This window comes from Geobacillus sp. JS12, from assembly GCF_001592395.1.
Lineage (GTDB): Bacteria > Bacillota > Bacilli > Bacillales > Anoxybacillaceae > Geobacillus > Geobacillus zalihae.
On record NZ_CP014749.1, the window covers coordinates 2,390,615 to 2,413,705 of the forward strand.

At 56.1% G+C, this 23,091-nt stretch carries 19 protein-coding genes and 5 pseudogenes; 5 read left to right on the forward strand and 19 right to left on the reverse strand.

The genetic code is table 11. The features are described 5' to 3' along the window. Positions 1–322: 322 nt before the first annotated feature. The 3 genes from ald to A0V43_RS19815 form a co-directional block, all read right to left on the reverse strand. Positions 323–1,441 (reverse strand): alanine dehydrogenase, encoded by a 1,119-nt coding sequence (gene ald, locus A0V43_RS11700; protein ID WP_063193139.1) that lies wholly within the window; start codon positions 1,439–1,441, stop codon positions 323–325. 89 nt (positions 1,442–1,530) lie between these two features. Next, positions 1,531–2,295 (reverse strand): SDR family oxidoreductase, encoded by a 765-nt coding sequence (locus A0V43_RS11705; protein WP_063193140.1) that lies wholly within the window; start codon positions 2,293–2,295, stop codon positions 1,531–1,533. Positions 2,296–2,390: 95 nt separating this feature from the next. Continuing rightward, positions 2,391–2,531, reverse strand: coding sequence for a hypothetical protein (locus tag A0V43_RS19815; RefSeq protein ID WP_164834618.1), 141 nt, complete (start codon positions 2,529–2,531; stop codon positions 2,391–2,393). A gap of 112 nt (positions 2,532–2,643) precedes the next feature. Here A0V43_RS19815 and A0V43_RS11710 point away from each other — a divergent pair, with 112 nt between their 5' ends. After that, a complete protein-coding gene (locus A0V43_RS11710) occupies positions 2,644–3,090 on the forward strand; it encodes a universal stress protein (RefSeq protein ID WP_063193141.1) in 447 nt (148 codons plus the stop codon). A gap of 69 nt (positions 3,091–3,159) precedes the next feature. Here A0V43_RS11710 and argH read toward each other — a convergent pair whose 3' ends face one another. Next, positions 3,160–4,539, reverse strand: a complete 1,380-nt coding sequence (gene argH, locus A0V43_RS11715) for an argininosuccinate lyase (protein WP_063193142.1) — start codon at positions 4,537–4,539, stop codon at positions 3,160–3,162. Positions 4,540–4,581: 42 nt separating this feature from the next. Next, positions 4,582–5,802 (reverse strand): argininosuccinate synthase, encoded by a 1,221-nt coding sequence (locus A0V43_RS11720; protein WP_063193143.1) that lies wholly within the window; start codon positions 5,800–5,802, stop codon positions 4,582–4,584. A 180-nt stretch (positions 5,803–5,982) separates the two neighbouring features. Between A0V43_RS11720 and A0V43_RS11725 the strand changes: the two genes are divergently transcribed. After that, positions 5,983–6,318, forward strand: coding sequence for a hypothetical protein (locus tag A0V43_RS11725; RefSeq protein ID WP_063193144.1), 336 nt, complete (start codon positions 5,983–5,985; stop codon positions 6,316–6,318). Between the two features lie 72 nt (positions 6,319–6,390). Further along, positions 6,391–7,392 (forward strand): annotated as a pseudogene (locus A0V43_RS11730) (acyl-CoA synthetase); the annotation flags it as partial. A 58-nt stretch (positions 7,393–7,450) separates the two neighbouring features. Here the strand turns inward: A0V43_RS11730 and A0V43_RS11735 are convergent. Beyond that, positions 7,451–7,971 (reverse strand): annotated as a pseudogene (locus tag A0V43_RS11735) (MogA/MoaB family molybdenum cofactor biosynthesis protein). Positions 7,972–8,278: 307 nt separating this feature from the next. Here A0V43_RS11735 and A0V43_RS20480 point away from each other — a divergent pair. Continuing rightward, complete coding sequence (locus A0V43_RS20480) at positions 8,279–9,103, forward strand: hypothetical protein (RefSeq protein ID WP_236930805.1); 825 nt, start codon at positions 8,279–8,281, stop codon at positions 9,101–9,103. Positions 9,104–9,513: 410 nt separating this feature from the next. Then, positions 9,514–9,780, forward strand: coding sequence for a response regulator transcription factor (locus A0V43_RS20485; protein ID WP_236687392.1), 267 nt, complete (start codon positions 9,514–9,516; stop codon positions 9,778–9,780). A gap of 427 nt (positions 9,781–10,207) precedes the next feature. Here A0V43_RS20485 and A0V43_RS11745 read toward each other — a convergent pair whose 3' ends face one another. The 13 genes and pseudogenes from A0V43_RS11745 to A0V43_RS11805 form a co-directional block, all read right to left on the reverse strand. Next, complete coding sequence (locus A0V43_RS11745) at positions 10,208–11,356, reverse strand: hypothetical protein (RefSeq protein ID WP_063193145.1); 1,149 nt, start codon at positions 11,354–11,356, stop codon at positions 10,208–10,210. A 12-nt stretch (positions 11,357–11,368) separates the two neighbouring features. Then, positions 11,369–12,511, reverse strand: coding sequence for a DUF6114 domain-containing protein (locus A0V43_RS11750; RefSeq protein WP_015375611.1), 1,143 nt, complete (start codon positions 12,509–12,511; stop codon positions 11,369–11,371). A gap of 210 nt (positions 12,512–12,721) precedes the next feature. Continuing rightward, a complete protein-coding gene (locus tag A0V43_RS11755; RefSeq protein WP_236930806.1) occupies positions 12,722–13,375 on the reverse strand; it encodes a DUF6230 family protein in 654 nt (217 codons plus the stop codon). 304 nt (positions 13,376–13,679) lie between these two features. After that, positions 13,680–14,588, reverse strand: coding sequence for a R2-like ligand-binding oxidase (locus A0V43_RS11765; RefSeq protein WP_063193147.1), 909 nt, complete (start codon positions 14,586–14,588; stop codon positions 13,680–13,682). Positions 14,589–14,699: 111 nt separating this feature from the next. Next, positions 14,700–16,189 (reverse strand): annotated as a pseudogene (locus A0V43_RS11770) (aldehyde dehydrogenase family protein). Positions 16,190–16,306: 117 nt separating this feature from the next. Continuing rightward, positions 16,307–16,735, reverse strand: a complete 429-nt coding sequence (locus A0V43_RS11775) for a hypothetical protein (protein WP_015375615.1) — start codon at positions 16,733–16,735, stop codon at positions 16,307–16,309. Between the two features lie 172 nt (positions 16,736–16,907). Next, a complete protein-coding gene (locus A0V43_RS11780) occupies positions 16,908–18,014 on the reverse strand; it encodes a Zn-dependent alcohol dehydrogenase (protein ID WP_063193148.1) in 1,107 nt (368 codons plus the stop codon). Between the two features lie 27 nt (positions 18,015–18,041). Further along, positions 18,042–18,368, reverse strand: a complete 327-nt coding sequence (locus A0V43_RS11785; protein WP_015375617.1) for a hypothetical protein — start codon at positions 18,366–18,368, stop codon at positions 18,042–18,044. Between the two features lie 16 nt (positions 18,369–18,384). Continuing rightward, positions 18,385–19,497, reverse strand: coding sequence for an AarF/UbiB family protein (locus A0V43_RS11790; RefSeq protein ID WP_250637077.1), 1,113 nt, complete (start codon positions 19,495–19,497; stop codon positions 18,385–18,387). Further along, positions 19,455–20,129 carry an AarF/UbiB family protein gene (locus A0V43_RS20720; protein ID WP_250637078.1) on the reverse strand — a complete coding sequence of 225 codons (675 nt, stop codon included), beginning with the start codon at positions 20,127–20,129 and terminating at the stop codon, positions 19,455–19,457. The genes A0V43_RS11790 and A0V43_RS20720 overlap by 43 nt, the downstream gene beginning before the upstream one ends. 21 nt (positions 20,130–20,150) lie before the next feature. Beyond that, positions 20,151–21,292 (reverse strand): annotated as a pseudogene (locus A0V43_RS11795) (thiolase family protein). 69 nt (positions 21,293–21,361) lie between these two features. Beyond that, entirely contained in the window at positions 21,362–22,204 is an 843-nt protein-coding gene (locus A0V43_RS11800) for an SDR family NAD(P)-dependent oxidoreductase (RefSeq protein ID WP_063193149.1), read from the reverse strand. A gap of 15 nt (positions 22,205–22,219) precedes the next feature. Next, positions 22,220–23,010, reverse strand: a pseudogene (locus tag A0V43_RS11805) (enoyl-CoA hydratase/isomerase family protein). Positions 23,011–23,091: the final 81 nt, after the last annotated feature.

A 23,091-nucleotide genomic window follows, 5' to 3' on the forward strand; every position in this document is an offset into this window, starting at 1 on the left:
CTTTCCGAAAGAAGTCTCCCACTTTGAAACGAAGTGAAAGTGGGAGATGAATCTCGGTTGGCGTCAGCCAACGAATAGGATAGAATATGGCTAGAACGGACACCTTCGGAACGAAGGGAAGCGTAAAGGGTTCTTGTATGTGGCTTACCGTTCGGCGAACACACACAAGTCGCTTGAAGCCCCCATCTCTAAGCGAAGCGTAGGTGGTGGGTAGTTCACCGAGAGAGGCCATTGGCAAAAGCTGTCCACCGGCTCGATCCCCAAGCCGATTCGGACAGCTTTGTTTTCTCATCGCCATCAAGGCGGCTCCATCTTCATGGTTTCATCCCTGCAGCAACGAATGAACATCCGTATACGGCATGTTGTGCGCGGCCGCGACCGCTTCGTACACGATGTGCCCGTCGAGCGTGTTGATCCCTTTTAACAGCGCCGGGTTATCCAAGCACGCGGCACGGTAGCCTTTGTTGGCGATTTGCAAGGCGTATGGGATCGTGACGTTCGTAAGCGCGAATGTCGACGTGCGCGGCACCGCGCCCGGCATGTTCGCGACGGCGTAATGGACGACGCCGTGCTTGATGTATGTCGGATCGTCGTGCGTCGTGACGCGGTCGGTCGTTTCGAAAATGCCGCCTTGGTCAATGGCGACGTCGACCAACACCGAGCCTGGCGTCATCGAGCGCACCATCTCTTCCGTCACCAGCTTCGGCGCTTTCGCCCCCGGGATCAAGACGGCGCCGACGACCAAATCCGATTCCCGCACGCATTCGGCGATATGATACGAGTTGGACATCAACGTCGTCACTTGGTCGCCGAACAAATCATCGAGCTCGCGCAGCCGCTCGGCGTTAATGTCCAAAATCGTCACGTCCGCCCCGAGGCCGACCGCGATTTTCGCCGCGTTCGTCCCCGCTGTGCCGCCGCCGATGATCGTCACTTTGCCGCGCCGCACCCCGGGCACGCCGCCAAGCAAAATGCCTTTCCCGCCGTGCGGCTTCTCGAGAAACTGGGCGCCGACTTGCACCGACATGCGGCCGGCGACTTCACTCATCGGCGTCAACAGCGGCAGCGAGCCGTTCGCAAGCTGCACCGTCTCGTAAGCGATGCCGACCACTTGTTGCTCGACGAGCGCTTTCGTGAGCGCTTCGGCCGCGGCTAAATGCAAATACGTAAATAAAATGAGCCCAGGACAGAAATAGCGGAACTCCTCAGGCAGCGGTTCTTTCACTTTCAACACCATCTCCGCCGCCCAGGCATCTTCCGCGTTCGTCACGATCACTGCCCCGGCTTTTTCATATTCAGCGTCAGAAAACCCCGACCCAGCGCCGGCTTCCGTCTCCACATACACGTCATGCCCCGCTTTGACGAGCGTCATCACGCCTGCCGGAGTGATGGCGACGCGGTTTTCATTGTTTTTGATTTCTTTTGGAATGCCGATCTTCATCACTTTTTCCTCCTTTTTCCTTCCCGCTTCTTCTTTTATTGTGCCCCGTTTCGCGCAAAAGCAAACGAAAAAAGGAGGAGGCGCTGTTCTCAACGGAAAAGGTGGCGGTAAATGACGTTCGCTCCGCCGGTGACGTCAATGACGGCGCCGGTGATGAAATCCGAGTCGTCCTCGCATAAAAACGCGATGACGCGGGCGATATCTTCGCCAGTCCCCGGGCGCCCGACCGGCGTTTCCGCATCCCTTCTCACGCGGGCGTCGGCGATCCCCGCCTCTTTCATGGCGCCGACAATGTTGCCTGGGCACACCATATTGGCGGTAATTCCATATTCCGCCTCTTCCAGGGCGATCGTTTTCGTCAGCGACACCAACCCGACTTTCGCCGCGCCGAACGCCGAACGGTGCACCCAGCCGGGGGCATCCGCCGCTCCTTGAAATCCGTACGTAATGATGCGGCCAAACCGCTGTTTTCGCATAATCGGGATCGTCCGCCTCACTAAATGGAAGACCGAGCTCAAATTGCCTTCAATCATTTCGTACCATTCGTCTTCCGTATAATCGGCCAGCTTTTTCCGCTCAAAAATGTACGGCCCTGCATTGTTGATAAGGCAGTCAATGCGGCCGAACCGCTCCATGGCGGCGTCCACAAGCGCCGCTAAATCGTTTTTGTCCGTCACATCTCCCTGCACAAACTGGAGGCGGTCAGCGGCGCCGCGGTACTTCTCGGCAAGCGAGCGCACCGCCTGTTCATCGCTCCGGTAGTTCACCGTCACCGAGTAGCCTTTATCAAGCAGCAGCTCGGTCACTTTTCTCCCCAATCCTTTCGCTCCGGCCGTAATCAAGGCGTGCCGCACCCTTCTCCCTCCTCGTCGCGATTTGCTGTCCCATTTTTACTTTACTACAAACAAGGGGAATACAAAAAAATAACCATAGCGCATGGGCGCCATGGTTATTCGCCGACTTCGCGGCGCGGGTCGTAATACGATTCGTCATCGTCAACAATGCCGCTTTCATACGACTCGGTAATTTGCTCGGTGATCGTCCGTACTTCCTCTTCATCGTACTGCCAGTCGTTATGCCGCTTTTCCATCGCCCTTCCTCCTTCTTTCACAAAATCTCAATATATGGCCTAGTTTCTCGTCAAAGGGCGATGGGTATACCATATATAGAGATAGCATTTTTCACCAAAGGGAGGGGAGAACATGACCATGACCTACCAAACGATCGTCGTCGCTGTCGATGGCTCGAAGGAGGCGGAATGGGCGTTCAAAAAAGCGGTTCAAATCGCCAAGCGCAACGGAGCGAAACTCATTTTGACCCACATCATTGACTTGCGCGGCTTTACGACCGTTGAAGCGCACGATTACGCCCTCGCCGAACGATGTGAGCAATATGCGAACGAACTTCTGGAACGGTATAAAAACGAAGCCGTCGCCGCGGGACTCGACGATGTGGACATCGCGGTCGAATTCGGCTCGCCGAAAGTGAAAATCGCCAAAGACGTCGCTCCAAAATACAAAGCCGACCTCATCATTTGCGGGGCGACCGGGTTGAACGCGGTCGAGCGGTTCCTGATCGGCAGCGTCTCGGAAAACATCGTCCGCCATGCGAAATGCGATGTGCTTGTTGTGCGGACGCCGAAAGAATAGCCTTCCGCGCTCAACGAATGCATCCATTCTCTGTGCCGCCGGTGAATGCCAAAAAAGAACACCCCGCCGTTACGGGGTGTTTAGCTTTTCTTTCGCTTTTTCAAGCGCCGCCCGCACTTCGGCAAAACCGGTGCCGCCGGCGCTGTTGCGGCGGTTGACGGCCGTGCGCGGGTGCAAGGCGTCATAAATGTCTTCCTCAAAAAGCGGCGACGCTTCTTTGTACACGTCAAGCGGCAAATCGGCCAAAAAGACGCCTTGTTCGATGCAATGCAAGACGAGCTTGCCGACGACCTCATGCGCCTCGCGGAACGGGACGCCTTTCGCCGCCAAGTAATCGGCAAGCTCGGTCGCGTTGGAAAAGTCCTGCTTCGTCGCCCGCTCCATGACGTCTGTGCGCACGTTCATCGTTTCAATCATTCCGGTGAAAATTTTCAGCGACCCGACGACCGTCTTTACTGTATCAAACATGCCTTCTTTATCTTCTTGCATGTCCTTGTTGTAGGCGAGCGGCAGCCCTTTCATCACCGTGAGAAGCGCCATCAAATGGCCGTACACGCGGCCGGTTTTGCCGCGGATGAGCTCGGCCATGTCCGGGTTTTTCTTTTGCGGCATGATGCTGCTGCCGGTCGCAAACGCATCATCGAGCTCAATGAACTGAAACTCTTGGCTCGACCAAAGGATGAGCTCTTCAGCGAGCCGCGACAGGTGCATCATGAGCATCGAACTGTTGCTTAAAAACTCGATGATGAAATCGCGGTCGCTCACCGCATCGAGGCTGTTTTCGTAAATATCGGCAAAGCCCAAAAGCTCCGCCGTCCGATGCCGGTCGATCGGAAACGTCGTCCCGGCGAGCGCCCCGGCGCCGAGCGGCGAGCGGTTGATGCGCTTTTGCGACTCGGAAAACCGCTCATAATCGCGCTCGAGCATCCAAAAATAAGCCAGCAGATGGTGGGCGAACGAAATCGGCTGCGCCCGCTGCAAATGCGTATATCCGGGCATGATCGTTTCGACATGCTTTTCGGCTTGAGCGACAAGCGCCCGCTGCAGCCCGCGGATGAGGCCAAGAATCTCTTCAACGCGCTTGCGCAAGTATAAATGCATATCGGTCGCCACTTGGTCGTTCCGGCTCCGTCCGGTGTGCAGCTTGCCGCCGACCGGGCCGATGTCGTCGATCAACATTTTTTCAATGTTTAAATGAATGTCTTCATACGCGACGGAAAACTCGAGTTCCCCCCGCTTCGCTTTTTCGAGCAGCCGCAGGAGTCCGCTCTTGATCTTCTCGACATCTTCCGCCGGCAAAATGCCGCATTCGCCAAGCATCGTCACATGGGCAAGGCTGCCTTCAATGTCTTCTTCAACGAGCTCTTGGTCGAATGGGATCGACGCGCCAAACTCGTCGACCCATTCTTCCGCTGTTTTCGTAAACCGTCCGCCCCAAAGCTTTTTCACGAATCTCGCCGCAGAGGAATGCGACTTCCTCCTTCCTTTTCCTTATTGGCCGGCCGATACCGACGCTTTGTGTTGCTTGTTGACGATGCTGTTGACTTTCGTCGGCAGGCCGTACAGCGTGATGAACCCGACCGCCGCTTGATGGTCAAACTCGTCTTCTGACGTATATGTCGCCAGTTTTTCATCATAAAGCGAGAACGGCGATTTGCGCCCTTCGATGATCGCATGACCTTTAAACAGCTTTACGCGCACGACGCCGGTGACGTTTTTCTGCGTTTCTTTCAAAAACGCGACGAGCGCGTCTTTCAGCGGTGAGAACCAAAGACCGTTGTAAATGACTTCGGCGATTTTTTGCTCGATGATCGGTTTGAAATGCGCAACTTCCCGCACCAATGTCAAGTCTTCCAGCTCTTTATGCGCTTTGATGAGCGTGATCGCCCCTGGGCATTCGTACACTTCGCGCGACTTGATGCCGACAAGGCGGTTTTCGACGTGGTCGATGCGACCGACGCCATGCTTGCCGGCCAACGCGTTCAGCTCCAAAATGAGCTGCGCAAGCGGATACGCCTTGCCGTTTAACGTCACCGGCACGCCTTGTTCAAAGCCGATCTCGATGACATCCGGCACATCCGGCGCGTTCTCAAGCGAAGCCGTCAGCTCATACGCCTCTTCCGGCGGAGCCGCCCACGGGTCTTCCAAAATGCCGCACTCGTTGCTGCGGCCCCACAAGTTTTGGTCGATCGAAAACGGGCTGTCCAGGTCGACCGGAATCGGAATGCCGTGCTGTTTCGCGTATTCGATTTCTTCCTCGCGCGACCAGCTCCACTCGCGCACCGGGGCGATGACGTCCAAGTCCGGATTGAGCGCTTTGATCGACACTTCAAAGCGCACTTGGTCGTTCCCTTTCCCCGTGCAGCCGTGGGCGACCGCCACCGCGCCTTCGAGCTCGGCGATTTCAACGAGTTTTTTCGCGATGAGCGGACGCGACAGCGCCGAGACGAGCGGATATTTCCCTTCATACAGGGCGTTCGCCTGCAGAGCGATGAGCGCATACTCGTTCGCAAACTCGTCTTTGACGTCGATGACGTACGATTTGATCGCGCCGACTTTGAGCGCTTTTTCTTTCACGAAATCAAGGTCTTTTCCTTCCCCAAGGTCCAAGCAGCACGCGATCACATCATACCCGCGCTCCTGAAGCCATTTGATCGCCACCGATGTATCTAAACCGCCCGAGTAGGCCAACACCAATTTTGGATTTGCCATGGTCGTTCTCCTCTCCTGTCACATAAATATACTTAAATATAAATAAATATTCAAATTGAACACATTATCACTTTATCAGCTTTCCCGTGATTTTTCAATACTTATTCAATAAAAAGAATAAAAATTCCTCACCGATATGCGGAAATGTTTCGTATAATAGAAAAAAAGGAGGCGGCAAGAATGAACGGCATCTTCATCGACGACAAGCGGCTCGGCATCCGCGTGCCGCATCTGGACAAGCCTTGGGAGGACTACAGCCCAAACGAACAAGAGGCGATTTTACTGGAATGGGAAACAATCCGCGGCATGATCCCCGACCGCATCGCCGCCCTGGAGCGGGAAATCAACAAAAAGCAAGACGCGCTTGGCGAAGAACATGATTTTGAGCGCTCCTGCCGGCTCAATGCTGACATCGCCGAACTCGCTTCGATCGTGAATGATTTATGGATTTGGTATCGGGTCAGTCCCCATGTTTCCTTTGAAAAGGAAGCGGCGGTAAAACGCAAAATACGCTGACGAAACCGGCCGTCTCTTTTTTCTACGGCCATGTCGCCCCGCCGCCCTTGCCGCGGCTTTCGCGACCACCTCCTTTATCCGTATATGCGCTATGCGATCGGCCTGCGCGATGACGATGTCTTTTTCGGCGGGGCGGATCCGGGCTGGGCGTACGGGCTCGTCTTTTGCACCTTTGCGCCGATGGCCTTTGGCGTGCCGATCGTCTTTTACGAAGGGCCGTTTAAGCCGGAAACGTGCTATTCCTTGATGGAAAAATACCGGGTGACCAATTTCGCGTACGCCCCGACCGCGTATCGGGCGATGGCGGCGGCCGGCGCGGACGTCATTCGCCGCTATCAACTGAACGTGCGCGCCATGAGCTCGGCGGGCGAGCCGCTCAATCCGGAAGTCATCCGCTTTTTCCAAGAGCACGTGGGCGTCACGATCCACGACCATTATGGCTTGTCGGAAACGTTGATGCTGATCGGAAACTTCAACGCCGCCAAGATGGACATCCGGCCCGGATCGATGGGATGGCCGCTGCCGGGCTTTGACGTGGCCCTGCTCGATGAGAATGGAACCCCAGTCGCCGACGGCGAAGTCGGACAAATTGCCTTTAACACCGACTCGATCCCGAACGTCTTTAAGGGGTATTGGAAAGACCCTGAAAAAACCGCCGAGCGGCTTGTTGGCCCTTGGTTTTTGACCGGCGATTTGGCGACAAAAGACGAAGACGGGTATTTCTGGTTCCAAGGACGGGCGGACGACATCATCTCGAGCGCCGGCTACCGCATCGGGCCGTTTGAAATCGAAAGCTGCCTCCTTGAGCATCCGGCTGTCGTCGAAGCAGCCGCCGTCGGGAAGCCGGATCCCGTCAAAGGGGAAATCGTCAAAGCGTTTGTCGTGCTCAGAGAAGGCTTTGCGCCGTCGGACGAGCTGGCCGACGAGCTGTCCTTGTTCGTCAAAACGCGCTTATCCAAACATGAATACCCGCGCGAAGTCGAATTTGTCGCCGAACTGCCGAAAACGCCGAGCGGCAAAATCCAGCGGTTCATCCTGCGCAATCAAGAGCGGGAAAAATGCATCAAGGCTTGATGAATGAAAGAGGATGCCCGCAGCGGGCATCCTCTTTTTCGCTTATGTTCTCTTTTCGTCAACGCGGCGCCCTATCCTTCCGAATCTCCCTCACGACATGCCCAAGCTCCGGCAAAATGAGCTTCGTCATCGCGAGGCGCACAGCGCCGGTGGAGCCGGGAGTGCAAAAGACGGCGGTGTCCATCGCCACGCCGGCGACGGCGCGCGACAGCATGGCGGCCGGGCCGATGTCTTCGGTGTAGCTCAAGAAGCGGAACAGCTCGCCAAAGCCGACGAGTTCTTTCTCAAGCAGCGCACCGACCGTTTCGATCGTCACGTCGCGCTTGGCGATGCCGGTGCCGCCGTTCGTGAGCACGGCATCGACATCGGCGCGGCGGCAGCCGTCAAGCACTGCCTCGCGAATGGCGTCCGCTTCGTCTTTGACGATCTCATAGCCGACAACCTCATGCCCGGTTTCCGTGAGCAGCTCGATCATCAGCCGGCCGCTTCGGTCGGTTTCCTCCGTTCTCGTGTCGCTGACGGTGATGACTTTGCAACGGACGGTTTGGGGGCTTCTTGTTTATGTTCGGTCGTGCTCATCCGTTTATGATCCCCTTTCGTTTCTTTATCTCTATCGTACACAATGGAAATACGGTTCGCAAACCATTTGTATCATAATAGACAGAATTGTTATAATATTATTAATATATATCACCACGATGATCATAGGACTTTCCGCAACCGGTTTCTCTTGTTCCCAACATCTTTGCACTCGTTTTTCTCTCCCGGCATCAACCAACATCCGACGCCCATGACGCCCAATTGTATGGAACGATCGATACACGAAACGGAAGCAATGATATCGTTTGGACAAAAAACAAGAAAAAAACTTAAGGAGGGAAAACGAATGGACTTGCGCTTGTCAATCCGATTGGACGCCATTTTGAAAGAAGGATGGGAGATGATTCGGAAACACCGCGACGACATTTTATCCGCTTGGCTGGGCAAATGCCGCGAACTGGAGGACAAGCAGCATGCCGCGGCCCAGCCTTTGCGGCTTGCCGTTGACGTGTTCTCTTCGCAATGGCTTGATCCCATGAATGATATCGATGAATGGCTGGCGTCATTTCGCCGCGAGTGGGAAAAGCGAAACGGCGGGCTGTCACCCAACCAGTCCACCGCCATTTTATCGATGATGGAAAACGCGGTTCACGAAGCCATTCAATCGGACGGTGTTGTGGAATTTCGCGTTCATCAAGCCATTCAGTACGTTTTTTCGAAGCTTCATGAGTCCGTCAATGCTTCTGGCTGCCCCGAATTCGATTTGGAGCAGTTTCTTTCGCAAATCGTTTCATCCAAGCAGCTGCCGATCGCCTGGATCGCCCAGCTGGCAAGAACAGCGGACGGTGGATTCATCGTCGCCAAATGGCATGGAAGCGCGGCCGATGCGCTCACAGAAGGCGCGATGTATGGAGAGACGATTTTCGCTTTATGTGAACGCATTCTTTCCCGCATGGACGCGGGCGGAATGCGATTGATTCCGCTCCCATGGGGAGCGATCTTTTGCTCGTTTGCGCAGAAGGGGAAGAACAACTCGTCATCCCGTTTCTTCTTCACGCTCTCGAACAGTCTCATGCCGCCCAGAAGGCCGTCATTCGCACAAAAGAGCAACATCTTTGGAAAGACGCCGTCTTGTTGTTTGACCAATGGATTATGCGGGCCAAATCGCTGAACGAAGCGATCGAGTACATTTCAACCGGATTTGTCGCTTACTTGCCGTTTGAACGATGTGCCCTGTTCGCCTATTCAAGCACTCATGAAAGCGGATTCGGATTGTACGGTTATCAACTGAACAATCATGACATCAAAAGCATTCACGAACACATCGACAGCCTTCCGTTCATTAAGCAATACATCCAGCGGCTGCAGCTGCTCGGCCGCCAGATGACGAACGTGCCGCCCATTTATGTCCGCCATGCCGCGCAAGGATTGCCGATGAAATACGTCAAGCAGTTTCAACTGGAATCGATCGTCATCGCTCCCATTTACGCGCCGTCGGAAAATCGGCTTATCGGCGCCGCCATTTTGGATTGCGGTCCGAAGACGTCCTTTCAATTGTCCAATGATCTTTACACGGCGGTGATGAAATTCGGACAAAGCGCGGGGGAGATTTTGGCCAAATGCAGCGGAGGGCGTTCCGATCTTGTTCAGCCGACGCCGCATTTATCGCCGCGGGAAATCGAAGTGCTGAAGCTCGTCGCCGAAGGGGCGTCTACGTACGAGGCGGCAAAGCGTCTCCATTTGAGCGAATACACGGTGCGCGATTATGTGTCTGCCATTTTGCAAAAAATGAACGCCAAAAACAGGACTGAAGCCATTGTCAAAGCGATTCGCGACGGAATCATTTAACATCTTTCCGAAAGAAGTCTCCCGCTTTGAAACGAAGTGAAAGTGGGAGATGAATGTCGGTTGGCGTTAGCCAACGAATAGGATAGAATATGGCTAGAACGGACACCTTCGGAACGAAGGGAAGCGTAAAGGGTTCTTGTGTGTGGCTTACCGTTCGGCGAACACACACAAGTCGCTTGAAGCCCCCATCTCTAAGCGAAGCGTAGGTGGTGGGTAGTTCACCGTAGCGTCGGCATGCGCGCTTCTTGCTGAAATCGGTCCATACCAACAGGGCAAGGAGCCAAACGCCTTGCCCTCTTGTTTTCTATAAGGTTGGTGAAAAAACCACCATTGCGCGAACTTGTCGCTTTCAAGTGAAAAAAGCGTTGTAGAGTTTCGCAGTTCAAGAAGAGCATTTCTTTTCTATCATTACCAACCTTCTATGTCTTTACCGTTTTCCTTCCTCATCTGCTCCCGGCGAAGGAAGCGGGGGCTGAGAACGTCCGTCCGCGCTGTTCGCTTCGGCAGCCGGTTTGGACTTCCACCATTCAACTACTGCATTCAGCCGCTGTTCAAGCTCGTTCGCCGTTTTGCGCCAAACTGCTCCGTCCGTTTCCAGCTTGTCAAGCTGTTGTTTGACGCGATCAAGCGACGAGCGCAAAGCCGAAAGAAGATTCATCGCTTTTGATTGTTCTCCAAGCTTCAACGTTTCTGTTGCATACGAAACTGCGTTCTTCCATAGAGCGTCTTGTTCCTTCCATTTCTCGATATCTTGGCGGATGGCGGCCGTTTGTTGATCGATCATTTCGTTCCACTCCTGCAGTCGAACCTTGATTTCTTCATATTGCGCTCTTTCTTCGCTTCCAGCTGTTTGTCCGCCCGCCATGGCCCGTTCAAGCTGTTGGAGAGAAGCCGAAACAGCGTTCAGCTTTTCTGCGAGCGTCCCCCATTTATCCGTTCTCGCCTTGACACGCTTCTCCAACGCTGGGACGTTTGCTTGCAGCGTCTCAACCATACGGGCGGCGCTGTTATCGCCTTGCTTTTGTTCATCCAGCTGCCAGATGAGCCGTTCCGCTTCTTGCGCGAGATCGGTTTGTTCGAGTGCGCTTTGCTCCGCTTGCGCTAGAGTTGCACCAGAAAATGAGGCCGACAGCGACATGCCGGGGATGGAGAGACGGGAGGCCGTCATCTTCGTCGCCACCAACGTGACGTCTCTCAAGCACTGCTTAATGGGAAACCCATCCAAGCAAAGGCCCCCGAACTTCAATTTCGTCACATCGAGCTTCATCCAAGTGGCGCTCGCTGTTCCTTCCGAGCGAATCGACAGCACGATGGTTCCTTGCGGCGTGTCGATGGCCCGTTCCATTGACAATCCGCTGATGTCTGCTTGGATGAACGCAATCGGAAGCTTGCCGACGATCACTTTCGGCGAACCAAGGATAATGCCCCCTAAATCGAGGATGCCGACGACTTTATCAGCATGAATGACAAATCCTTGTTCCTCCCCTGCAGCGAGTGAACGCGAACCGCCAAGCGGCAAGCAGAGGAGAAGCAGCAACGCAAGAAACGACATTTTGAGCCATTTGATGGATTTCATTGGGTTCCTCCTTTATCCTGTCATCGTTGGCGAATGCGGCGGGATCGGAGAGGCGGGGGGAGAAGAATCACTGCTTGTTTTTTCTTCCTGTTTCCCGCTCCATCCGACCACAAGCGCACCTCCTAAAAGCCCGATCACCCCTCCGATGATCAGACCTCCTGCTGCACCGACGAAAGACAGAATGGAAGCAAGAATAAGAAAGCTGCCGATGGTGACATGGCTTTGCGGTTTGATCATGCTTAAAATGGACAAAACGATCATCACCAGCCCCGTGACCAGCCCAGCCCACATCAGCCCGCTTCCAGGAAGCAGCAACATCGGAAACACGCTAATGCCAACGATCAAGACGAATATCGCGCCAATCATCCCGAGCACCGATCCTAACACAGGACGATAGCGGTTTTTAGCAAGCAAAAGCCCGACGGCGCACGGCAGCATCCAACCTAAGGCATACGACAACAGCGGCCCGACAAAGCGGGCTGCATCGTGAACAGACCAAAGGCCATAATGGAACATCGAAGCGGCGGCGATAAGCAGCAACCCTCCAACCAGCAGCGCTCCCCCCGCCCGGCGGGCAGCCGACCGCGCTTGCCGCCATGTCTCGGTCTTTCTCTTTTGCCAGCCGATGCAAATCATATATCCAAGCAACACGAAGGCAAGAACGATGGAGGACTGAACGGCCATCGGAATCGATCGCGCCCATGTTTGCCACGGCGCCGCCCTCTCAGCGACAAACAGGGCGTTTAAAGCGAAAAACGTCACGAGGGATCCACCAAAAAACAGCCACACGTAATGAAAACGCGTGCGGATATAACGGCCTTGTTCTTCCTGGCGCACGATGAGGCGAGAGGCAACAAAAGCAGCCAGCGCGCTGCTCGCCGCCCCTCCCACCGCTGCCCCAACAACCCCGATCGACAGCCATTGACTCCCGCCAACAAGCATGCCGGGCAAAAAAGCCGCCGCTCCATATTTCGCTCGCATCAAAGCAGTTGGGCGTTCGAGAAGCGGCCAAACGGCCGCCGCGAGAACAGCGGCCAGCGCCAGTCCACCCCACAGCGCTCCTTCAATCCCTCCTTGGAGCACGATTCCGCCGATAAACGCGCCCGTCAGCGCCCCTATGACCGCAATTTGCCCAATCTCGAACATCTTTCCCATGGTCTTGCCTCCCTTTACCCGTTTTCATCTTCTCTCTCGGCAAGTGACAGCAGCGGACAAGCTGAACACTCCGCCGTCCCTCTTTCCGTCACCCCTTTGATCCACAGTTGATGCAACTTTCGACACAAGGAACAAGATCACAGATCATCCAATTCATTTTGGGAGGAATAGGAGATGAACCGCTCTCATTCAAATGATGATCAGACCGGATTAAAAGTCGCCGACACGGCTTCCGTCCTTCATGTTGGCGATCACTTTCAACTTCATGTTCGGAATCGTGATCGACCCAGCCGACATGTAATGCGTGTTCAAGCTCGGTTTGTCAAGAGTCAAGCTCGGCGCGCTCAAATCGATAACATTGAGCGGGTTGTCGGTTTTATGCTCTTGCGTCTCCAAGCCGGCAAATGACGTGCTGTCCGCTTGAATGCCGGTGACGCGCAATTTTAAATTTTGCCCGCTCACATTGCCGCCGGTAACGACAACATCGATGCTTTTAATGCCGTAAGCGCCGAGAGCCGATTCGGTGTTGATGTTTTTCGTCAGCACCAAATTGGTGATGTTCGCCGACGCCAAGTCGACGGCGGCCTGTCCCCAAGCCCCTCTTTGTTCGGTTTCACCGATGGCGGGATACAGTTTAAACCCGGTTCCCGTAATTTTATCAGCGCTGATCGTAAATCCCCCAACCCCTGACAGCGGAAACGCCGCAAACGCCGTCCCTGACAGAAGCAACATGGCAACCAAGGCGATGACGGCGAGGAACCCAGCTCCCCCCGCAATCGCAAATCGTTTTGGATTGACCGCAAACAAGCTCCCCATTTTTTCATGCCCCCTTTGTGTTCCTTCATCCGACAAGCTTTGATTCATCCCTATTCCCCCAAAATAAATACCTTGCTCCCCTTGAAGGCAGCAGCGGTCTTGCCCACATGCCGCACAAACCGGCTGCGCCCTCCCTCGCACCTATTTCGCGCCAAGCCGGAAAATACTGGATGAGACGCTTTCTCCCCTGTTTTTTTAGAAGATTGGTGAAAAGCCGCGTTTTCTTCAAAAAGATGGGTCCTCGAATGCACGAAAGAGCTGTTGACCAAGCTGCTCCTTGCTGGTGCATTTTCTCCAAATCACCGACCTTTTCTAGATGCGGGCGGGGGGAGGGGGCCACCCGCCCGTCCGCTCATGACTCAGCAGCCGTTTTTTCGAGCTCCTCAACGACGTCGACGCGCTTCGTGCGGCTGATTTGCTTTTTGCGGAGGTTGAACTGTTTCACCACATATCGATTCAACAAATCATAGTCGATCTCGAGCGCATATGTGCGGGCGAGCTGCTGCTGGCGCTTTCCGAGCTCGGTCAAATAGGCGACATAGCCGATGACATGCGGCCATAATTCATCCATATACTGGATAAATAACTCGTAATACCGCTCATTTTCATTGACGAGCCGCTGGATCGTATAAAGGCCGAATTGGATATGGCGGCCTTCATCCATGTTCAAGTAATCGATCCCTTGCAAAAGGCCAGGGAACAGCCCGGCTTTTTTATAAATTTGTCGGAACGTGTAATAGCCTGATTCGGCAAGCGTCCCTTCGACGATCATGTTGTAGACGGTGGCGGCGCGGATGACCGCTTCCGGCGAGTCGTCGGTGTACAGACGGTTCATCGCTTCCGGCAGCGCTTCATAAAAGATGCGTTTGTAATCATCGTTATGGAAGACGGACAAATCCATTTGCCCGATGCCGACCGCCTGCTGCCAGCGGGAAAACATCTCGACATGTTTCGCTTCATCATGCATAAACGTCGTCAAAAACAAGACATCCTCCAGCCGCCCTTGGCGCGCGAGGGCGTGGGCCATCGGCAAAATGTCGAGCGTCACCGCCTCTTCGCCGGCCGAGAAACCGGCAACAAGCGGCAGCGCGGAAATTTTTTCTTCGCTCGTCAAGTTGGCAAAATCTTTCTGATCTTGGCTGAAGTCGATGTCAGCCGGATTCCATTTCCCGTTTCGTTTCGCTTTTTCATACAACTTAAACATCGGATGTTCCCAATCGATCGTCGCTTTCACCGTTTGAAAACCGTCATGATGGACCATCCTATTCCCTCCTTCTATCGTTCCGCTGCGCTGGAATCGGTTCATCTTTCACCGAATGTCCTCTGAAAGCAGGCACGTGCTCCCTCCACAAAAGAGCGCCTTCCCCGCCTGTTAAAACAACGTCATCGGCCGGTCATTCAAGTCGCAAATAACCGTTTTCGTCTCGAGATAGGCGTCGAGCGCCTGCATGCCAAGCTCTCTCCCGAGGCCGCTTTGCTTGTACCCGCCAAACGGCGCGGTCGGTGACAGCACTTGGTACGTGTTGAGCCACACCGTTCCGCTTTTCACCCGCCGGGCAAGACGGAGCGCCCGCTTGATGTCATTCGTCCAAACCGCCGCCGCCAAGCCGTAAATCGTATCGTTGGCAATGGAGGCGGCTTCCTCTTCATCTTGAAACGGAATGACAGCGGCGACCGGCCCGAAAATTTCTTCACGGGCAATGCACATCGATGGCGATACATCGGCAAAGACGGTCGGTTCAATGAAATAGCCGCCGCCAAGCCCATCTAAAGCGCTCCCTCCCGCAACGAGCTTCGCTCCTTCCTGCTTGCCGATGTCAATGTAGCGCAACACTTTCTCGTATTGCTCCCGGCTGATGACGGGGCCAAGGTCGCTGCGCGGGTTCGTCCCGGGCCCGACTTTCAGCTTTTTCGCTTTGCTGGCCAACAGCTCGACAAACGTTTCGTAAACCGGCCGTTCGACTAAAATGCGGCTTCCCGCTTGGCACACTTGCCCGGAGTTGTAGAACACGCCAAACAGCGCGCTTTTCGCCGCCTGTTCCAAGTCGGCGTCGGCAAAGATGATGTTCGGCGACTTGCCGCCGAGCTCGAGCGTCACCCGTTTGATGTGCGACGCGGCCGCTTGCAAAATATGGCGGCCGGTCGCCGTCTCGCCGGTAAACGCGATTTTCGGCACGCCCGGATGACGGACGAGCGCTTTTCCCGCTTCGTCGAGCCCGGGCAGGACGTTGATGACGCCTTCCGGCACGCCGGCCTCATGGCAAAGCTCGGCGAGCTTCAGCGCCGTCAGCGGCGTTTCCGGCGCCGGTTTTAACACCATCGTGCAGCCGGCGGCGAGTGCCGGGGCGATTTTCCATGATGGCATGAGGAGCGGAAAATTCCACGGGGTGATGAGCCCCGCCACCCCGATCGGCTCCTTCACCGTCCACGCCATATAATCCGGCGCCGAGCCGGCGACGGAAAACGGCAGCACCTCCCCTTGCGGCTTGACGACGAGCGAGGCGAAAAAGTCGAAGCAGTCGGCGGCAAGCGGAATTTCAACAAACAACGCTAGATTGATCGGCATGCCGTTTTCCCGCGTCATGAGTTGCGCCAGTTCGTAGTGGTGCTGGCGGATCAGTTCGGCGATGCGCCGCAAGATGCGCCCGCGTTCAAGGGGGGAATCGACAGCCAACGCCGGTCCGAAAACGCCTCTTCGGCGATGGCGACCGCTGCGTCGACATCTTTTTCCCCGGCGTTGGCCACACGGGCCGTCACTTGGCCTGTCGCCGGGTCGATGACGTCAAACATCGCGCCATCCGCCGCCGGCCGCCATTCTCCTCCAATCCATAAACCAGCTTCTGTTGTTTTCATAGAAATCATCGTCGTTTCTCCTTTCCCAACCGCTATATCGGGCGCAAAGCCGATGGAGACAGCGCGTTTTCAAGTGCTTACAGCGCCCCCTGGCGACATCCCGCCATGCATTCCCAAGCTCGCCTGCTATAGCAACAAGTCGCTCCGTCCGATTTCCTGCAAATATTCGCGGTACGCCGGGTAAATGGCGTCAAGCTGCGGCAATACTTTCAAGGCGTTCACAAGCGGCCCTTGCACTTTGATTTGCTGGCGGGCGAGCGCCTGCTGCAAATCGAGCTTCCCGAGCCAAAATTTATGCCCGACATCCGCCGTCTGCTCAAAAATGAGCTCCGGGCGCAGCGCTGTTTCGCCGCAGACAATTTTCAATTTCCCGTTTTCCTGCGCCCATGTAATTTTCGCTTCCGGCTTATGGAAAATGTATTGGACAAACGCGTCATATCCGGGCCCGAGCTCCGTCGCCGCAATCAATTCTTTTGACTCTTCCGTTTCGGCCACGCGTTCAAAAAAGCGGCCGAGAACGTCGTATACTTCCTGCTCGCTTTGAAACACCGGCATGTCAATCCCCCTCTCGTCTCGATCGTTCCACGTTTTTTTCGATCCCCTTGTTTGCCCGTCCAAACACCGGCCTTCCCGTTTTCGTCCAAGGGCGGATGGAACGCCCTCTTTCCGACCGCCCAACAGCTTCTCTTGTTTGTTCACCCAAACGCACGCGGGGCGGCTTGTCGTCTCATTCTTCAAAGCGAATGATGCCGCGAATGTTTTGCCCGCTCTTTAAGGCGGCGAATCCGTCGTTGATTTGGTCGAGCGAATAGACGGCGCTGATGAGCGGTTCGAGCTTCAGCTTGCCCGCCGCGTACAAATCAAGCAGCTTCGGGTAGTCAACCGGCGGATTGCCTTGGCCAAGCCACGAACCGGTCAACGTTTTGGATTGGGACGGCAGCGAAAAGGCGTTGATCTCCACCGTTTCATGCGGCGCGGCGATGCCGACGATGACCGTCGTTCCCGCTTTTCGCGTCATGTTGTATGCGTCGGCCATCGTCTCCGGGCGGCCGATCGCTTCAAACGCATAGTCGACGCCGATGCCGTCGGTCAAGTCGAGCACGGCGCTGACGGCATCGTCCTCGCGGGCGTTGACGGTGTGCGTCGCCCCGAACGTTTTCGTCATCGCCAATTTTTCATCGACGACATCAATGGCTATAATTTGTTTCGCCCCCGCTAACGCGGCTCCTTGAATGATATTGAATCCGACGCCGCCGGCGCCGATCACCGCGACCGTGCTGCCCGGGCTCACCTTGGCCGTGTGAATGGCGGCGCCGACGCCGGTGATGACGCTGCAGCCGATCAAGGCGGCCACTTCAAACGGCACGTCGCGGCGAATCGGAATGACGGCCTGCTCAGGCACAACGGTATATTCACTGAACGCGCCGGTTGTTAAAAACTGATACACTGGCTTCCCTTGCCAAGAAAAGCGCGTCGTCCCGTCGGGCATGGTCCCGGTCGCCGTCAGCCTTGCCGCCTCCTCGCACAAATCTCGCCGCCCCATTTGGCAGTAGCGGCAGCGGCCGCAAGCCGGCACCCAATTTAAGACGACGTGGTCGCCGCGTTTCACGCTCGTCACGCCCTCCCCGACCTCTTCGACGATGCCCGCCCCTTCATGACCAAGCACGATCGGCAGCGGCAGCGGGAGCGTTCCGTCGATGACGTGCCAATCGCTATGGCATAGGCCGGCTGCTTTCAGTTTCACTTTCACTTCCCCGCGCTTCGGGGCTGCCACTTCCACTTCCTCGATGAAAAGCGGCTCCCCGTAGCGGTGCAATACTGCGGCTTTTGCCATGTCGTTCCCTCCTTTTCCATCCGCCCATTACACTCGCTTGCCGGCCATATCCGCCTCCTCTTCACGGATGCCGCGGCCCCGCAATGCATCCAAATAGGCGTCCCATTCCTGCTTGAGCGTTTCTTTCAGCTTGAAAAGGCCGATGACGAGCGGCCGGGTCGAATGGTCTTGCAAAAACACATCGCGGATGACATCCTCAAACTCTTCCTTTTTCCCCGGCAGGCCGTGGTCTTTCCCATACAGCAAATGCTTATCGAGCAACCGGCGAATGGTCGGGCTTCCCGGCCCGCCGCTTTGCCGGTAAAACGCCTCGATGCGCTTTGACATCGTCAGCTCTTCTTGTTCCTCGCGCATGTTCCTTCCTCCCTCTTTAAAATCGCGGCCGCTGTTTGCGCGTCCGGAACAGCCGCCAGCCAAGGAAAACGACCAAGATGACAGAAGCGGCCAACCCGATGTTGGCGATCGTCGTTTTCTCCATGCCGAGAAACGTTCCGCCCGGGATGCTGGCGACAATAAACCCGGTGGCCATAATGATGGCAAACGCGATGATGGAAAGCGCCAGCCGGTTGGCGATTTGGTTGAGCGTATTGCGCGTCACCGGATCGGTTTGGACTTGCACGGTCATGCGCCATTTGTTTTCGGCCATCGTCTCCAACACTTTGTTGAACCGGCGCGGGAAGGTGGCGATCATTTCCGCCGTTTCCGCGACAAGACTCGCGTTGGCGCGAAAATTAAAGCGCTTTCCAAGGATGCTTTTTAAAATCGGAATTTCATACGCCTCAACGACTTCGCCGTACGAAATTTCCGGGCAAATCCAGCGCGCCGTCCCTTCGGTGGCGGAAAATCCTTTCGCCCAAAGCGCCAAGCCGTTCGGGACTTTGCAGTAGTTGCGGAGCCCGATCGCCGTCGCTTCAAGGACGAGGCGGCCGTAGTTGTAGCGGCTGCTGCCTTGGTGAGCGTTGACGTAATTGAGCGTCAACGTCCGCAGCTCGTCTTTCAACTTGACGACATCGGTGTACACAGTCGGCGACATGAGCTCCATAAACACCTCGGCGGCGTCTTCCGCCTGGTTGAGCTGGATGTGCAAAATGACGCGCATTAAAATTTGCGCCATCACGCTGTCCATCCGCCCGGTCATCCCCCAGTCGATGATGACCGCTTTTTTCGTCCGTTTGTCAATCATAATGTTGGAACCGTGGGCATCGGCATGGTAATGGCCGTCAAGCATCGTCTGCACGTAATGGTGGACGAGGTCAATCATAATGTTGACCCGCTCTTCGAAAGTGAGAAAGTCGACAGGGAAATCTTTGATGAGCCAGCCGTCGATATATTCCATAATTAAGACGCTTTTCGTCGCGTCGTACACGTGCGGAACCGTGACATGTTCAGCCCTCCTTTCGTACTTTTGCTTCATTTCTTGCATTTTTCTTGCTTCTTCCGTCATGTCGAGCTCATCCATGGCGCTGCTGTAATAATCTTGCACGAGCCCCCAAGATCGAGGGCGGCCTGCAGCTCGGGCGGCAGCCGCTTTTGCAGGCGGGCGGCCATTTTTTTGATAATGGCGATATCGGTTTGAAACAGCTTTTCGACCGTCGGGCGCACCACTTTCACAGCGACGACCGGACCGTCTTTCAGCTTCGCTTTGTATACTTGAGCGAGCGACGCTGAACCGAGGGGCGTTTCGTCGATCCACTCAAACGTCTCGAGGCCGTCGGACAGCTCGCGTTCGAGAATGTATTGAATTTTGGCAAACTCGATCGGCGGCACCCGGTCGAGCAGCTTCTCAAGCTCGAGTGTCACCGGCTCCGGCAGTAAATCTTGCCTGGTGACGAGCACTTGCCCGAGCTTGATGAACGTCGGGCCGAGCTCCTCAAACGCCAGGCGCAGCCTTCGGCCGACATGGCGCCAATAGTCGTTGTCCCCTCCCTTTCCCCGCAGCCTATGGGCGATGGCGTCGCCCAGCACCATGCCGAGCCCGTTTTTGACAAGCACAGCGATGATTTTCCGCCGTCGTTTTCCCGCCGTAATGGCGGCTAGCTCCTCTTCAATGGCCGCGCCAATCGCCGCCCAGTCGCGGGCCGGTTTTGGTTTGGCCGTTTCGATCGACGCGTGCAAACGGCTTCCCTCCTCTCCGCTTTACAGCCGTTCAATAATGGTGGCGGTCGCCATGCCAAAGCCGATGCACATCACTTGCAATCCGTATTTCCCGTCCATGTCCTCAAGCTCATGGAGCAGCGTCGTCATCAACCGGGCGCCGCTCGCGCCGAGCGGATGGCCGAGGGCAATCGCCCCGCCGCGCGGATTGACTTTTGCCATATCCGGCCCGAGCTCCCGCTCCCACGCCTTGACGACGGAAGCGAACGCTTCATTGATTTCGATCACATCGATGTCATCCAAACGCAGCCCGGCTTTGTCGAGCACGCGGCGCGTCGCGGGAATGACGCCGGTCAACATCAAAATCGGATCTTCGCCGACGACCGTGCGGGCGACGATGCGGGCTCTAGGCCGCAAGCCAAGCGCTGCCGCCTTTTCTGCCGACATGAGCAGCACGCCGGCCGCGCCGTCGCTCACTTGACTCGAGTTGCCGGCCGTAATGACGCCATCTTTCGGCTGGAACGACGGCTTGAGCGCCGCCAGCTTTTCAAGCGACGTGTCGCGCCGAATCCCTTCGTCGCGGGTGAAGGACACCGTCCCCTCCTCGCCCGGCACGTCAAGCGGAATGATTTCCCGCTCAAACATCCCACGGTCGGTTGCCGCCGCCGCCTTTTCATGGCTTTGCAAGGAAAACGCATCAAGCTCTTCCCGAGACACCCCCATTTTTTCGCGATCATCTCCGCAGAAATCCCTTGCGGCACGATGTTGTACCGACTTGTCAGCTGGCGGCTGAACCGCCCCATGTCGCTTCCCATCGGAACGCGCGTCATGCTTTCGACCCCGGCGGCGATGGCGATGTCGATGTCGCCGGCCAAAATCGCCTGCGCCGCGCTATGAATCGCCTGTTGGCTCGAGCCGCACATCCGGTTTAAGGAAAACGCCGGCACTCCGACCGGAAATCCGGCGGCGAGCACCGCTTGGCGGGCGATGTTGCCCCCTTGCTCTCCGGTCATTGTCACACAGCCGACGATGACATCTTCCACCAGGCCGGCATCCAGCCCGTTCCGGTCAACAAGCGCCCGCAGCACCGGAACAAGCAAATCGACCGGATGGACGCTTGAGAGCGCCCCTTTTTTCTTGCCGATCGCCGTGCGCACGGCGTCAACAATCACCACTTCCCTCATGCCGCTCCTCCTTTTCTGTCTGAACATCGAACTTCCTTCAGCACGCCCCGAAGCGCGGCGTCCGTTTCGTCAAAACGTAAACAATTCGATGCCGCCTGAAACATTCAACCCAATCCCCGTAATGTACTTCGCTTTATCGGAACAAAGGAACACGATGGCATTGGCGACGTCTTCCGGCTCGCCCGGACGGCGGAACGCGGTGCGCTGGATCATGCGCTCATTCATTTTCGGGTTGCCCATGCGAAACGCTTCCGTGTTGATGATGCCCGGCACGATGGCGTTGACCGTAATGCCGTAGCGCGCCCCTTCAAGCGCCATGCTTTTCGTAAAACTCAGCACCGCCCCTTTCGTCGCCGAATAGCTCGCCTGGCCAAAGCCGCCAAGCGTTCCGGCGACGGACGACATGTTGATGATCCGCCCCCATCCTTGCTCTTTCATATACGGCCATACCGCTTTCGTGCAGTTGTACGTGCCGGTCAAGTTCACCCGCAAATCGCGCTCCCAAAACTCGTCGTTTTGCTTTTCGATTTGCGAAACGTGGTCGAGCGTGCCGGCGTTGTTGACCAAAATATCAATGGAACCAAACTCTTCTTTGACGCGGGCGAACACCTCCTTCACCTGCTCGCGGTCAGTGACGTCCATTTTGATCGCCAGCGCCCGTCGCCCCATGGCGCGGATTTCGTCCGCCGTCTTTTCGGCATACACGACTTTCGTGCTTTGCATGACTTGTGAGAGCGGCCCGTACTTTTGCGCCGTCTGTTTGCTTTCTTCATCCGATTCAAGCAAAATGTCGGTGATGACGACGTCGGCCCCCGCCTCGGCAAGCGCCAAGGCGTCGGCGCGCCCAAGCCCACGTGAAGCGCCGGTGACGACCGCCACTTTTCCTTTCAGCAGTTCCGCCCATGACGACATCGGTGATCCCTCCGTTTAACGTAAAAATTGCGGTTGTTTCTTTTGGAAAAACGCCGCCAGCCCAATCGCCGGCTCTCCTGTCTTAAACGTGGCCGCAAATGATGCCGCTTCGATGCCAAATCCATCCTCTGGAAGCCCCTCGGCCGCATAGATGGCCCGCTTGGCAAGCCCCATCGCCCTCACGGCCCTTCTGACAGCTGCTCGGCAAACGCCGCCGCCTCTTCTTCCAACCGCTCCGGGGGCGTGATGCGATGAATGAGGCCGAGTTCGAGCGCTTCTTGCGGGTTAAGCCGTCTGGCAAGAAAAATGAGTTCCGTCGCTTTCGCCCGCCCGACGAGGCGCGTCAGCCGCTGCGTGCCGCCCGCGCCAGGGATCAGGCCGAGCGAGACTTCCGTCAAGCCGATTTTGCCGCCGCCCATGATGCGGAAATCGCAAGCCAACGCCAATTCGCAGCCGCCACCGAGCGCGTAGCCGTTGATGGCCGCGATGACCGGCTTCGGCATCGTCGCGAATCGGTCGAAGCAGCGCTGCATGCGGGCGCTTTGTTCGGCGATGCCCGCTTCATTGCCGGCAAACTGGGTTCCTCGCTGAATCATATCCTTTAAATCAGCGCCGGCGAGAAACGTTTTCGGATGGGCCGACGCGATGACGACAACGCGCACCCCGCGGTCGGCTTCCAATTCATCGGCTGCTTTCTCCAATTCTTCCATTAACCGCTCGCTAATGGCGTTCGCCGGCGGGTTGTCGATCATCACCCAAGCGACTCCTTTGTTTCGCCGCTCGATGCGCAGCGTTTCATAAGGCATCGGAATTCCCCTTTCGTTCGATCGAACCGGCAACTTCATAAATGATCATCGCTCTCCACCGCGAGCGGAGATGTTTGGGTC

What these genes read in the sequence shown, in the direction of transcription:
- A0V43_RS11720 (WP_063193143.1), bottom strand. Translation starts at nt 5,802, where the DNA reads ATGGCAAATCCAAAATTGGTGTTGGCCTACTCGGGCGGTTTAGATACA.
- A0V43_RS11780 (WP_063193148.1), bottom strand. Translation starts at nt 18,014, where the DNA reads ATGGCAAAAGCCGCAGTATTGCACCGCTACGGGGAGCCGCTTTTCATC.
- ald (WP_063193139.1), bottom strand. Translation starts at nt 1,441, where the DNA reads ATGAAGATCGGCATTCCAAAAGAAATCAAAAACAATGAAAACCGCGTC.
- A0V43_RS11765 (WP_063193147.1), bottom strand. Translation starts at nt 14,588, where the DNA reads ATGGTCCATCATGACGGTTTTCAAACGGTGAAAGCGACGATCGATTGG.
- A0V43_RS11725 (WP_063193144.1), top strand. Translation starts at nt 5,983, where the DNA reads ATGAACGGCATCTTCATCGACGACAAGCGGCTCGGCATCCGCGTGCCG.
- A0V43_RS11755 (WP_236930806.1), bottom strand. Translation starts at nt 13,375, where the DNA reads ATGAATCAAAGCTTGTCGGATGAAGGAACACAAAGGGGGCATGAAAAA.
- A0V43_RS20480 (WP_236930805.1), top strand. Translation starts at nt 8,279, where the DNA reads ATGGACTTGCGCTTGTCAATCCGATTGGACGCCATTTTGAAAGAAGGA.
- A0V43_RS11750 (WP_015375611.1), bottom strand. Translation starts at nt 12,511, where the DNA reads ATGGGAAAGATGTTCGAGATTGGGCAAATTGCGGTCATAGGGGCGCTG.
- A0V43_RS19815 (WP_164834618.1), bottom strand. Translation starts at nt 2,531, where the DNA reads ATGGAAAAGCGGCATAACGACTGGCAGTACGATGAAGAGGAAGTACGG.
- A0V43_RS11745 (WP_063193145.1), bottom strand. Translation starts at nt 11,356, where the DNA reads ATGAAATCCATCAAATGGCTCAAAATGTCGTTTCTTGCGTTGCTGCTT.
- A0V43_RS11710 (WP_063193141.1), top strand. Translation starts at nt 2,644, where the DNA reads ATGACCATGACCTACCAAACGATCGTCGTCGCTGTCGATGGCTCGAAG.
- A0V43_RS11775 (WP_015375615.1), bottom strand. Translation starts at nt 16,735, where the DNA reads ATGCCGGTGTTTCAAAGCGAGCAGGAAGTATACGACGTTCTCGGCCGC.
- A0V43_RS11800 (WP_063193149.1), bottom strand. Translation starts at nt 22,204, where the DNA reads ATGTCGTCATGGGCGGAACTGCTGAAAGGAAAAGTGGCGGTCGTCACC.
- A0V43_RS20485 (WP_236687392.1), top strand. Translation starts at nt 9,514, where the DNA reads ATGAAATTCGGACAAAGCGCGGGGGAGATTTTGGCCAAATGCAGCGGA.
- A0V43_RS11785 (WP_015375617.1), bottom strand. Translation starts at nt 18,368, where the DNA reads ATGCGCGAGGAACAAGAAGAGCTGACGATGTCAAAGCGCATCGAGGCG.